10 protein-coding genes are annotated in these 13,200 nt (G+C 43.6%); all 10 read right to left on the minus strand.

Translation table 11 applies throughout. From position 1 onward, the window contains the following. Window positions 1–10: 10 nt before the first annotated feature. Window positions 11–1,303 (minus strand): bifunctional phosphopantothenoylcysteine decarboxylase/phosphopantothenate--cysteine ligase CoaBC, encoded by a 1,293-nt coding sequence (coaBC, locus tag AC0SAP_RS03750; protein ID WP_473383025.1) that lies wholly within the window; start codon window positions 1,301–1,303, stop codon window positions 11–13. Window positions 1,304–1,329: 26 nt separating this feature from the next. After that, window positions 1,330–2,853, minus strand: coding sequence for a ribonuclease G (rng, locus tag AC0SAP_RS03755; protein ID WP_473383026.1), 1,524 nt, complete (start codon window positions 2,851–2,853; stop codon window positions 1,330–1,332). 2 nt (window positions 2,854–2,855) lie between these two features. Continuing rightward, window positions 2,856–4,031: a phosphoglycerate kinase gene (locus tag AC0SAP_RS03760; RefSeq protein WP_286481022.1), complete on the minus strand. Its 1,176-nt coding sequence runs from the start codon at window positions 4,029–4,031 to the stop codon at window positions 2,856–2,858. Between the two features lie 207 nt (window positions 4,032–4,238). Further along, entirely contained in the window at window positions 4,239–5,186 is a 948-nt protein-coding gene (gene trxB / locus AC0SAP_RS03765; RefSeq protein WP_473383028.1) for a thioredoxin-disulfide reductase, read from the minus strand. A 540-nt stretch (window positions 5,187–5,726) separates the two neighbouring features. Next, the gene (locus AC0SAP_RS03770; protein WP_233146761.1) at window positions 5,727–6,815 is read right to left on the minus strand and encodes a polyamine ABC transporter substrate-binding protein; all 1,089 of its coding nucleotides are present in this window, start codon (window positions 6,813–6,815) and stop codon (window positions 5,727–5,729) included. Window positions 6,816–6,954: 139 nt separating this feature from the next. Continuing rightward, a complete protein-coding gene (locus tag AC0SAP_RS03775) occupies window positions 6,955–7,389 on the minus strand; it encodes a c-type cytochrome (RefSeq protein ID WP_286481024.1) in 435 nt (144 codons plus the stop codon). Between the two features lie 326 nt (window positions 7,390–7,715). Next, window positions 7,716–9,350: a ubiquinone biosynthesis regulatory protein kinase UbiB gene (gene ubiB, locus AC0SAP_RS03780; RefSeq protein ID WP_286481027.1), complete on the minus strand. Its 1,635-nt coding sequence runs from the start codon at window positions 9,348–9,350 to the stop codon at window positions 7,716–7,718. 125 nt (window positions 9,351–9,475) lie between these two features. Continuing rightward, window positions 9,476–10,222 (minus strand): bifunctional demethylmenaquinone methyltransferase/2-methoxy-6-polyprenyl-1,4-benzoquinol methylase UbiE, encoded by a 747-nt coding sequence (gene ubiE, locus AC0SAP_RS03785; protein WP_286481030.1) that lies wholly within the window; start codon window positions 10,220–10,222, stop codon window positions 9,476–9,478. Window positions 10,223–10,341: 119 nt separating this feature from the next. Next, entirely contained in the window at window positions 10,342–11,172 is an 831-nt protein-coding gene (gene aroE, locus AC0SAP_RS03790) for a shikimate dehydrogenase (RefSeq protein WP_473383031.1), read from the minus strand. A 3-nt stretch (window positions 11,173–11,175) separates the two neighbouring features. Then, window positions 11,176–13,131, minus strand: a complete 1,956-nt coding sequence (mutL, locus tag AC0SAP_RS03795; RefSeq protein ID WP_473383032.1) for a DNA mismatch repair endonuclease MutL — start codon at window positions 13,129–13,131, stop codon at window positions 11,176–11,178. Window positions 13,132–13,200: the final 69 nt, after the last annotated feature.

Here is a 13,200-nt window from a genome sequence, read left to right on the forward strand (position 1 = left end):
CAACACCCCTCTAACACCAAAACTGCGCTGGAAAGAGATCGATAATCTCCTCAAAGATCTTCTCAGCAATAATCGCTTTATCCGCTTTTGCAATCGGTGTTACGGAACCATCGCGCTTAAAGAGTAGCATCTCATTCTCGGCGGCGCCAAAGACCTTTCCACCAGAAACATCATTAAGGCAGATCATATCGACATTTTTTCGTCGTAACTTCGACTTTGCATTCTCTTCAATATTATTGGTCTCCGCAGCAAAACCGACACAGAGTGTTGGTCGTGCCTCCCCCTTAGCAATCGTTGCTAAGATATCGGGATTTTTAGTCAATTTCAGAATTAACTCATCTTGATCATCACTCTTTTTGATCTTCTCTAAAGCGCGATCTGCAACCCGATAGTCGGCCACAGCGGCAGCGGCAATAAAGAGATCTGCCCCTTGACACGCCCTTTCAACCGCTTGCATCATCTCTTCAGCACTCTTAATTGCGATCGTCTCGACCCCTGCCGGGGGCGCAATCGCTACAGGTCCTGAGATCAAGGTCACCTCGGCACCTAAGCGGTGTGCGACTTGTGCAAGTGCATACCCCATCTTCCCACTAGAGTAATTACTGATATAACGTACCGGATCGATCTCTTCTACCGTAGGACCCGCGGTGATAACCACCCTTTTCCCGATGAGCGCCCCTTGCAACTCACTATTCTCATCGACCTCATCTGCCCCATCTACCATCTCCACCCCTAAATCTGTTCGACTATCAAAAGCAGTATCAGTTGCAGAGCGCTGAAAAAAGGCGGTGACATGATCACGAATCTCAAGGGGTTCCGGCATTCTCCCTAATCCTACTTCCCCACAAGCTTGCGCACCACTTCCCGGGGTTAAAATATCGATTCCGGCAGCTGAAAGCGCTGCTATATTACGCTGAACAAAAGGATTCGCCCACATCAAGCGATTCATTCCCGGCGCTAACATAATGGGCTTTTCGGTGGCTAAAACGATCGCAGAGAGAAGATCTTCAGCAGACCCGGCGGCTAATCTTGAGATTAAGTTCGCGCTTGCCGGTGCGATAAGGATAAGATCCGCCCAGCGAGCTAACTCAATATGCCCCATGCCCGCTTCATGAGCTGGATCTAAAAGATCGTAGACAACAGGGTACCCCGAAACTGCCTGCAACGTTAAAGGGGTCACAAAACTGATGCCACCACGACTCATCACCACCCGCACCTCATGCCCTAACTCTCTCAAGCGACGAACTAAGTCAGGGGATTTATATGCAGCAATACTTCCGCTCACACCTAAAACAATCTTCACGCCTCTCCTCCTCTCTTCTCACACGGTTACATCGGCACAATATCAAACTGCTCAACAGGATAGAGCTCTTCTGGTTGCAGACGAATATTGGCATCGATCTGATTTTGAAGATCTGCAACACTATGCGCCTCTTCATCGAGAAGGCGTTCTATCACTTCAGGCGCCGCTAATACTAGAAACTCTTTAAGACTTGGGAAACGCTTACCATCTCGGATCAGCTCTCGAAAGATCTCAAAACAGACTGTAGCGCTCGTCTTCACATAACCATTGCCCTGACATTTAGGGCATGGCTCACAGAGTAATTGCACTAAGCTCTCACGTGTTCGCTTACGCGTCATCTGCACTAGACCCAGAGAGGTCACTTCACTAATGGAGGTACGGGCATAATCGTGGGAGAGATGCTCAGATAGCTCCTCTAAAACGCCTTGGCGATGCTCTTCACTCTGCATATCGATAAAGTCGATAATGATAATGCCGCCAAGATTACGCAGTCGCACTTGTCGTGCCAATGCTTGAGCAGCTTCCAAGTTTGTTTTATAGATCGTCTCTTCAAGATTGCGATACCCGACAAAACCACCGGTATTGATATCGATCGTTGTCATCGCTTCAGTCTGTTCAATCATCAGATAACCACCCGATTTAAGATCGACTCGCTTCTCTAAGGCGAGATTAATCTCTCGCTCTGTATTAAAGAGATCCATAATGGCACGAGGCCCAACATAGTACTCAATTCGTTCTGTCATCTCCGGCAAAAAGCGTGTGGTAAAATCCATCATGCTCTTATAACCTTCCATGCAATCGATTCGTACTCGCTGAATATCTTTTGAGATATAATCCCGTAAGATACGGAGCTCTAGTGGAAAGTTCCCATAAATTAACTCCCCCACTTTTGCCGCAGGAATTCGCTCTTTTACATCTTTCCAAAGACGATTCAGAAACTGCATATCTGCGCGCAGGACCCAAGGATCAGCGCCTTCAGCTGCGGTTCTGGCAATATACGCGCCCGGGATCTCCGGTTGATAGCCTAAAAGGATACTCTTTAGACGGTCACGCTCCTCCTCATCTTCAATACGCACCGAAACACCGATCACATCTGAATCTGCTAAATAGACAAGATAGCAGGAGGGAATTGAGATCTGCGTTGTAATTCGTGCCCCTTTGGTCCCAAGGGGATCACGAATCACTTGAACAATCAACTCTTGACCTTGATGTAGCAACTTAGTGATATCGATCGCTTCAGGATTACGTTTCGTTGGAACGCGCTGATTTCCCTCACCTTCTCTATTATCATCACAAGCATCTGGTTGATACTCACTACAGCTTGTCTGAATATCACTTACGTGAAGAAAGGCAGCGCGATCGAGACCAATATCGACAAAAGCAGCTTCAAGACCTGGCAAAACACGAATAACGATCCCTTTATAAATATTGCCAACAAGGCCTCGCTTCTCATCTCGCTCAATTAATACTTCCTGGACCATCGCGTTACTGATCACCGCCGCTCTTGTCTCATTTGGCGTAATATTAATTAAGATTTCGTTATTATTCATTGTTATTTTGCTCGCTTTTCTAACATTTCAATCGCAGGTAGGACTTCCCCTTCTAACAACTCAAGGAAAGCACCCCCACCAGTGGAGATATAGGAGATCTGATCGGTCAATCCAAACATCTCAATCGCAGCAACCGTATCACCACCGCCGGCAATTGAGAAAGCATCGCTCTTCGCAATTGCTTCTCCTAAAGCTTTTGTTCCATCGGCAAAGTTTTCAAACTCAAATACACCTACAGGACCATTCCAGACAATTGTCTTCGCTTTCATTAAAATTTGCTGGTAGAGCTCACTTGTCTTGGGGCCAATATCCATAATCATATCATCTGGACCTACCTCATCAATGCCTTTTACCTCTGCTTTTGCTTCTGCAGAGAACTCTGTTCCTACAACAACATCGATAGGTAATGGGATCTCTTTCCCCTCTTCTTCTGCACGCTTAAGAAGCTTTTTCGCCTCTGGCACAAGATCCTTCTCTACTAAGCTTTTTCCAACTTTATAGCCTTTCGCTAAAAGTAGCGTATTAGTAATACCTCCACCGGTAATCAATTGATCAACCTTATCTAAGAGTGCATTTAAAACGGTTAATTTGGTGGATACTTTTGCACCACCCACAATCGCTACCATCGGGCTCTCTGGATGGCTAATCGCTTTCGTTAATGCCGTTAACTCTTTCTCTAAGAGCAATCCGGCAGCACTCTCTTTTGCAAGCATTCCCACACCATAGGTTGAAGCGGCCTTACGATGAGCAGTTGCAAAAGCATCCATCACATAGACATCACAAAGATTAGCCATCTTCTGAGAGAGTGCATCATCATTCGCTTTTTCACCTTTGAGGAAGCGAACATTTTCCAATAACTTCACTTCACCCGGTTGAATCTCTACGCCATTGATCCAATTTTTAACAAGCGTTACCGGCTTACCAAGGCGCTCAGATAACCAAACGGCAGCAGGAGCTAATGAAAACTCCTCATTCTCTTCCCCTTCCGTGGGTCGACCAAGGTGAGACATCACCATGACAGCACCTCCCTTCTCTAAAATCGCCTCAATCGTTGGAAGGGCTGCCACTAAACGAGCATCAGAGGTAATCTCCCCATTATGGATGGGAACATTAAGATCTTCACGAACTAACACACGCTTACCCGCTAAATCTAAACTCTCTAAGGTATTAAATTTCATATCTCTATCCTTCTTATTAACACTACTGTATTAACACTTTTTATTAACACTTTTAAATGGGTGATATCTCAATGGGTGACATCTCTAAAAAAGTCACGTCTCTCAATAATCAGCTAACCTAAATATTTCAACAACATTCAACAGTATTCAACAATGTGAATCTCACAAGTGACTCAATTCCCTCACGTTTCGTTTAATGAACACAACTTAGAGTGAATCGAGATAACGCTCAGCATCGTGTGCTGCCATACAGCCCGTTCCTGCTGAGGTAATCGCTTGACGATAATTGGAATCCATCACATCCCCAGCAGCAAAAACACCGGCAACAGAAGTGCTTGTCGCATCACCATCAATTCCTGATTTAACGATGATATAGCCATTTCTCATCTCCAACTGCCCTGCAAAGATTTCGGTGTTAGGCGCATGTCCAATAGCGATAAAAACCCCCGGTACCGCAAGCTCTTTGGTCGACTCATCTTTCGTTGATTTTAGAACAACTCCCGTCACGCCAGCATCATCACCTTTAACCTCTTCTAGCGTCTGATCAAGATGTAACTCTATTTTCCCCGCTTCGACATTACGGTAAAGGCGATCAATTAAGATCTTTTCAGCGCGGAAGGTATCACGACGATGAACAAGATGAACTTTTGCCGCAATCTGACTTAAGTAGAGCGCCTCTTCAACAGCAGTATTTCCACCACCGACAACCACAACTTCTTGATCTCGATAGAAGAACCCATCACAAGTTGCACAAGCAGAAACACCGCGCCCAAGATATTGCGCTTCAGAGGGAAGTCCTAAATATTTAGCGGATGCTCCCGTTGCGATAATCAATGCATCACAACTATAGCTACCATTATCCCCCTCTAAGAGAAAAGGACGTTGAGAAAGATCAACCTGTTGAATATGATCGAAGAGGATCTCTGTACCAAAACGCTCACAATGTTCCCGCATCTGATCCATCAATTGAGGCCCCGTTAACCCTTCAGCGCCACCTGGCCAATTATCAATATCGGTAGTGGTCGTCAACTGCCCGCCCATCTGCATACCAGTAATCACCACAGGTTTAAGGTTAGCGCGTGCAGCATAGAGTGCAGAGGTGTAGCCTGCCGGTCCAGATCCTAAAATCACTAAAGGATGGTGTTGTCTACTCATATCATTTCCTTGTTGTAACAAGTTACAATTATCTAATAAAACAATTCTTATAAAACAGTGCTTATCAATATCTTTATCGACATCTTTATCGATATCTTTATCGATATCATCTATCGATAGGGGTTATCGATAACTTTAGCAGTAACGAGATCACATTAATACTCTACCGCTCCCCATTTTTATCTAACTTTTTATCCAACTTTATCGAACTCTTGTACCTAGTTTTCACTAGGTGTCCTATCGAATGCTTAACACTGCATTATACATTAAAAGTTTCACTCAAGAGCTGTCGTTCGGCGGTAACACCGATTAAATATTGATATCTCTCTCATCAACAAGGGATCGTGAGAAATAATAGGAGTTAATGAAGCTCGATGAGGTTTGATGAAATCTTATGAAAGGGATAACAGATGATAAAAGAGCCGGGGAGCAAGAAAAATAAAAAAAGAGTATCTAAAACAGCTAGATACTCTTCTCCATCTTCATATCGATCTGAATCTTATAATAAATCTTATAACGGACTCATACCGGCGTTATTTTTTAACGTTGCGCTTTAATTCTTAACCAATCGCGCATCAACTTTTTCTGTTCCCGTTGAGTGTAAGGTTGCTTCACATTGAGAAGCTCCAATTGCTCTTTTGAAGGATAGAGCGTCGGATCGTTAAGCAGATCCTGATCAACAAACTCAAAGGCCGCCTCATTAGAAGTGGCATACTCCACATAATCTGCCGCGCGTGCATTCACTTTCGCATCTAAAAGATAGTCGATAAAAGCGTATGCCTCATCAACGTTTTTAGCATCTTTTAAGATTGCAAGCTGATCAAACCAAAGAAGCCCACCCTCTTTAGGAATAAAATACTCGATCTCAACACCGGCATTCGCCTCTTTTGCCCTTGCTTTTGCTAGATAGAGATCTCCTGACCAACCGAGTGATAAGCAAGCATCGCCATTGGCCATCGCATTGATATATTCAGAGGAGTGAAACTTAGTGATATAAGGACGAATAGCTTGTAATACCTCATTCGCTTTAGCCAAGTCTGCATCAGATGTACTCTCTGCCGGTAGCCCTAAATAGCGCATCACCATCGGGTAGAACTCACTCGGGGAGTCAACAATATAGATACCACAACTTGCCAATTTTGAAGCATATTCTGGGTTAAAGAGAAGCTCCATTGAATCTAATGGTGCATCTGGTACTAACTCTTTAACTTTATTGACGTTGTAGGCTATCCCCGTTGTTCCCCACATGTAGGGAACTGAATACTCTATCGCACCGGGAAGCTCATCTAACCTCTCTTCCACAAAGGGCCAGATATTGTCGATATTTTTAAGTTTATCACGATCAATCTTCTGAACTGCATCTGCTTGTACCATATAGATTAAAGTGTAATCAGAAGGTACCACAATATCGTAACCTGAGTTGCCCGTTAACGTTTTTGCCAAAAGCACTTCATTACTATCGAAAGTATCATAAATCACCTTAATGCCGGTCTTATCAGTAAATTCAGTAATCAGCTCAGGATCGATATAATCTGTCCAGTTATAGACACGAACCTCCTGCGCATTAACGGTATGACTACCAAATAAGAACCCTAAGGATAAAAGAGTTGCAAGCTTAAGTTTTTTCATCACTTTATTGATCTCCTATAAAGTGGGTAGACATAAAAGAAGCGGTTGATTATCACTCAACCGCTCTTAACTTATATCATACTTGAGGGAAAAGGCTATCTATTGCTCACGATAACTCTACCGCCCCCATTGAGTGTCATTAATCGACTTTGTAACTATCGTGACATGATTTACAGGTACCACCTAATTTACCCATTTGTGCCGCTAAAGTCTTCTTCTCTCCAGCTGCTTCAACCATTACATCACTCTCTTGAATAAATGCTGCTAATTTTTTATCAAAATCTGCGCGCTCTTCAACAATTTTTGGGCTAGCATTTGAGCCTTCATAAGTTCCATCAACAAAGGTCGCACCAACTGCTTTTGCCATCTCATTGATACGCTTAGCTGCTGCAACTGCCTCTTCTGGATTATACTCAATCTCACCTTTTAACATTCCACCGAGAATGCCCATATTCCAACCTGCAACTTTAAATGCAGCTTGACGATAATCGATCACTTTTTCGCTATCGACATCTGCCATAGAAACGCCCATCGTTGACACTGCTAAGATCGCAGCAAGTGCTAATTTTTTCATTGACTTCTCTCCTTATTAATAATTTTCCGGCATCTCTTTCAGATCAATCATCCAAATCAATCATCTATTAATGATAGATCTCAATAAGATCCAGTATCCCTATTATATCGTAAATAAATATTTAATATAGCACTCATTATATGATTTTTTATTGTATTAACAAGCGCTAAGGCAACCTCTTTATAATAATCTTTAGTTTATTATTTTCTTGATATGACCCTCTCTAATTTTTACCACTCTTTACATCTATTTCTACATCGCTCTTTCTGTAGTAGTGATTCAAGCGATCTAAGTTAATTCAAGTGATTTGAGAACCTTTAACGACGCTAATGGTTTCTCTTCTTCAATGCTAAATAGAGAAAGAGTAATGATGCGCCTCCCAATGAGAGAATCATCCAGAGCGAACTCTCCTCAAACTTCAATAAAAGCGCTAAAAGAAAGACCGCACCAATACCTCCGTAGATTCGCCGGACAGTTGAGTCATGCTCTAATTTAGCCAAACGAGCCCACTCATTATCTGCTAAATTGACCTTCAGCTTCCCTTTTGCCGCTTGCTGTAACGTCAGCTGACCATTTTGCATCAAGTCAGGCAATTGCTCTATCCAGATCGGGATATCTCGACGATAACGGGATACAATCGCTTTGGGCCCCCGCTTCTTCTTCACAAACTCCACTAAATAAGGTTTTGCTGTTGCCCATAAATCAAGCTCAGGATAGAGTTCTCGCCCTAATCCCTCGATTGCAAAGAGGGTCTTTTGCAATAACATCAATTGAGGCTGCATCTCCATCTTAAAGCGACGCGCCGTCTGAAAAAGGGAGAGAAGAAAAGCTCCAAATGAGATATCTTTTAAGGGCTTATTGAAGATCGGCTCACAAAGAGAGCGAATCACTGCCTCAAAATCTCCCACAGAGGTATCGGGAGGAACCCAGCCCGATTCAACATGCAGCTCAGCAACCTTTAGATAATCTCGATTAAAGAAAGCTAAAAAGTTACTTGCTAAGTAGTGCTGATCCTCTTCATTTAAAGTGCCGATAATACCAAAATCGAGCGCGATATAGGTTGGATCAGCGGGATTACTCACATCGACAAAGATATTGCCAGGATGCATATCTGCATGAAAAAAGCTATGCTCAAAGACTTGGGTGAAGAAGATATCGACACTACGCTGCGCTAGAAGTGGAATATTAACACCAAGCTCTTTTAACGTTGCAATATCACCAACAGGCACACCTGAAATGCGCTCCATAACCAAGACATTTTTACGCACATAGTCGAGATAGATCTCCGGCACATAGAGAATCTTTGAATCCCGAAAGTTCTCCCTCAATTGCGCCCCATTAGCCGCTTCAATCGTTAGATCGAGCTCATTGAGAATTGTTTTTGCATGCTCCTCAACAATCTCGACCGGACGCAAACGCTTACCATCAGGATAGTAACGCTCAATCATAAAGGCTAATACCTCCATGATCGCAATATCACGTTTGATCACCTTCTGAATATCGGGACGAACAACTTTTACCACCACTTCTTGCCCATTATGCAATCGCGCACTATGGACTTGTGCAATAGAAGCGGCGGCCATCGGCACTTCATCAAACTCTTTAAAGATCTCCATTAAAGGCTTATCAAAAGATCGCTCAATAATATCGATTAAGATATCTGTCGGAAAAGGCTTAACCTGATCCTGTAGCTTTACAAGCTCGACAACAATCTCCCGATCGAGCAGATCGTAGCGTGTTGAGAGAGCTTGACCTAACTTAATAAAGGTGGGCCCTAACTGCTCTAATGCTAAACGAATGCGAACCGGTAACGCTGTTCCCTTATGTGCATTAAAGAGGGAGAGTAGAGGCTTAAGAAAGCGCAAATGACGCAATCCCGGCATCATAAAGGCAAGATCATAGAGGCCAAAGCGTAAAAAGATCCACCAAATCTGAATCATTCGCAAACTACGAGCAATCATCAAAGCATCCTTATTTTATAAATGTAACAAGTATTACGCGATATCGAAGAGGCAGGCGACCAATTGAATGATCAATTGAGTAATCAATTAGATGATCAATGGAGCCCCCTCTTCTCAATTTTGCTCTAATAGACAAATCCGCGATGAATAGCAACGATACCGCCGGTTAAGTTTTTATAATCAACCTCATCAAAACCTGCCTCTAACATCATATCGCGCAACTCCTCCTGCGGGGGATGCATACGAATTGATTCAGAAAGATAGCGGTAACTATCACCATCACTAGCGATTAATTGCCCCATTCTAGGAATAATCTGAAATGAGTAAAAATCATAAACTGTCGCTAATCCGGGAACAACCGGTTTAGAAAACTCTAAGACTAAGAGGCGCCCGCCCGGCTTTAGTACCCGGCGCATCTCTTTTAAAGCTTTCATCTTATCGGTCACATTGCGAAGACCAAAACCGATCGTCACAAGATCAAAGGTAGCATCTTCGAAAGGGATCTCTTCGGCGTTGATCTGTTTAAATTCAACATTCCCAACAATCCCTTCATTGATAAGACGCTTGCGCCCCTCTTCCAACATTGACTCATTAATATCAGAGAGAACAACTAATCCCTCCGAACCAACACGCTTACTCAAACGTTTTGTTAAATCGCCTGTTCCTCCGGCAAGGTCGAGAACTTTCTGCCCTCTACGAGCACCTGATAATGAGAGTGCGGTATTTTTCCATAAACGGTGAATACCAAAGCTCATCACATCATTCATCACATCGTAACGGCTAGCAACTGAGTGGAAAACCTCCGCCACCTTAGCCTCTTTCTCATCACGATCTACGGTTTGATAACCAAAATGGGTTTTTTCTTCCGACATATCTCTCTATCCTAAAATAATGATTCTGAAATGATACCAAAATCTCACTTTCTCTGTCTGATAAAAGGCAGATCTATTGATCATAAAAAGGGGTTCATAAGGGAGGTTCATAAAGAGCATTAAGAGGTGCGCCCAAAAATCTCTAATACCCCTTCAATGCTTGGACGCTTACCAAACCAAAACTCAAATGCGTAAACCCCCTGCTCAATGAGCATCCCTAATCCATCATAAGCCGCTCTCCCCCCTTCCGAGAGAAGATACTCCATAAAAATGGTTGGCTGATCACCATAAACAAGATCATAACCGATAGTGTGAGAGCTGATCACGCCGGCAGGTAGTGGCGGGAACTCATTTTGTAAAGAGGCACTTGTCCCATTAATAATCAGGTCAAAACTTCCCGTCAAATCATCTCGCTCTACGGCCTTAATCTCCCCTAAGTGGGAAAACTCTTCTGCTAACATTTTCGCTTTAGAAAAAGTGCGATTCGTGATGATGAGTGATGCGGGCTTGTGACTTAAAAGAGGCCCTAAAATCCCTCTAACTGCCCCGCCGGCACCTAATACCAAGATGCGCTTACCGGTAATATCGATCCTTTTGATCTCTGTAATATCTCTTAGCAGTCCGATCCCATCACTATTATGACCTGTAATCGAACCATCTTTTTCGATGCGAATCGTATTAACTGCCTTTGCTTCTTCCGCCTCAATCGTTAATTGATCACAATAGGACATGACAACCTCTTTAAAGGGAACGGTAATATTGGCACCCACAATTCCCTTCTCGATCCACTCTTTAAGGTTGGTCTCAAATTGTGGGAGTGTCGTTAATACTTTTAAATAATTGAGCTCAACTCCTACATTTTTCGCAAACTGCATCTGCATCTCTGGTGATTTTGATTGTGCAACGGGATTACCAAAAATAACTGCCAACTTCTTCTGACTATTTTGCATATGTTACTCCCCTCTAAAAAAGAGTTTATCAAGGTCTGTTAAGGCTAAGGTACGCCATGTCGGTCTTCCATGATTGCATTGACCTGCGCGCTCAGTACGCTCCATATCACGTAGCAATGCATTCATCTCCGGCAATGTTAAACGCCGATGATGGCGAATAGCGCTATGACAAGCCATCGTAGAGAGGATCTCATTGAGATGCTCTGTAATTTTTTGACTCGATCCATATTGATCGAAATCGTGAAGAACCTCTATCACCAACTTTTCAATATCCGCACGAATCAGGCTCGCCGGCACTTCTCGCACCACGATACTATTATGGCTTAAAACCTCAATGATTAACCCTAAATCTTGTAGCTCTTTTTGAAACTCTTCAACTAACGCAATCTCATGACTTGAGACATCGATCGGCTTTGGAATCAAGAGTGCTTGACGAATAATCCCCTCTTCTGTAGCAATCGCATTCTTAAATCGCTCATAGATAATTCGTTCATGCGCTGCATGCATATCAACGAGGACAAGACCTTGTCGATTTTCTGCCAAGATATAGGCTTCATGTAGTTGCCCTAAAGCGTAACCTAAAGGGGCTTCATCAGGATCGAGTTCAGTTGCTTGATCTTCCTGAGAGGAGTTCAGTTTTGCTAAATTAAAGCCTCCTGATTGCAATTCACCATTACTGCCGGCAGTGACACTATAATGCTCTTCCACACCTCCCGATAAGGGCGTTAAACGCTCTGTAGATGCGCCGATCGCCTCATAAAGATTGACCGGTTTATGACTCTTTGCCGGAGGTGCGCCAAAAGAGAAACCTTTCTGACCGCTAGAAGCTATTGATGACGCTGATGATGCTGATGACAAGAGCCCCTTTGAGTCCTCATCCTCTAACGTGGCAACGACAGGGAGACTCTCATGCCCCTCTAGAACTTCAGGTTGTGAGATAACATGATTGAGCGTACTAAAGAGAAAGTCATGAACCATTCTTGATTCACGAAACCTCACCTCATGCTTTTGAGGATGAGCGTTCACATCCACAGCCGCAGCATCGAGCGTTAAATAGATGACAAATACGGGATGCTTATCACTATACATCACATCACGATAAGCTTGTCGAATAGCATGCGCTACCAGACGATCTTTCACCATACGTCCATTCACATAAACATATTGCCAATCATTGTTATTGCGAAAAAATGTCGGTTTTGCTAACCATCCCTCAATCGTTAAGGTGCGGGTGGTATCATAATCATCAAGCGGGATCTTCTTCGTATGACTAAAGTGAAAGCTCTCTGCCAAAAACTCCTGATTAAATACCGCAGCAATGCGATTCTGCTGCTCTTCCAAAGTCTCAGCTCGAGGTAGCGAGAATTGCTCACGACCATTATGGATTAAGGTGAATGCAATATCATAACGAATGAGTGCTAAACGCTTCACTAAGGTCTCAATATGGCTATATTCTGTCCGTTCAGTTCGAAGAAATTTACGTCTTGCCGGCACATTAAAAAAGAGATCTCTCACCTCTATTCTCGTCCCCTCTAAGAGAGAGGCCGGCATCGGCTCCTCCCCTAAATCATCCCCCTTCCCATCAACACGGTAGGCATACTCTGCCCCCCGCTCTCGAGAGATTAAAGTCAAGCGTGAGACTGCCGCAATACTAGGAAGCGCCTCCCCTCTAAACCCTAAGGTTGAAACCTCTACCAGATCTTCCGGCGAGCGAATTTTACTTGTGGAATGACTCGACAGTGCCAAATTAAGGTCATCTTTCGCAATGCCATGACCATTATCTTGTACAATAATATGATCGATTCCGCCACCCTTAATATCGATGGTAATCTCGGTTGCTCCAGCATCAATACTATTTTCGACCAACTCCTTCACAATAGAAGCAGGTCTCTCAACCACCTCTCCGGCGGCGATCTGATTGATGACGTGAGGTGCTAATTTAGCAATACGTCGACTCATAAACTCTCTCCTTCGCTCATATTCACTCATGCTCTCTCATCTTCTCCCAAATAAGAAGAAACGCCTGGC

It is taken from the genome of Ignatzschineria sp. PL_is040, assembly GCF_055813795.1.

Excerpts from the sequence above, each read along its gene's own strand:
- AC0SAP_RS03760 (WP_286481022.1), bottom strand. The coding sequence starts at position 4,031 with ATGAAATTTAATACCTTAGAGAGTTTAGATTTAGCGGGTAAGCGTGTG.
- rng (WP_473383026.1), bottom strand. The coding sequence starts at position 2,853 with ATGAATAATAACGAAATCTTAATTAATATTACGCCAAATGAGACAAGA.
- AC0SAP_RS03770 (WP_233146761.1), bottom strand. The coding sequence starts at position 6,815 with ATGAAAAAACTTAAGCTTGCAACTCTTTTATCCTTAGGGTTCTTATTT.
- AC0SAP_RS03775 (WP_286481024.1), bottom strand. The coding sequence starts at position 7,389 with ATGAAAAAATTAGCACTTGCTGCGATCTTAGCAGTGTCAACGATGGGC.
- trxB (WP_473383028.1), bottom strand. The coding sequence starts at position 5,186 with ATGAGTAGACAACACCATCCTTTAGTGATTTTAGGATCTGGACCGGCA.
- mutL (WP_473383032.1), bottom strand. The coding sequence starts at position 13,131 with ATGAGTCGACGTATTGCTAAATTAGCACCTCACGTCATCAATCAGATC.
- ubiE (WP_286481030.1), bottom strand. The coding sequence starts at position 10,222 with ATGTCGGAAGAAAAAACCCATTTTGGTTATCAAACCGTAGATCGTGAT.
- ubiB (WP_286481027.1), bottom strand. The coding sequence starts at position 9,350 with ATGATTGCTCGTAGTTTGCGAATGATTCAGATTTGGTGGATCTTTTTA.
- aroE (WP_473383031.1), bottom strand. The coding sequence starts at position 11,172 with ATGCAAAATAGTCAGAAGAAGTTGGCAGTTATTTTTGGTAATCCCGTT.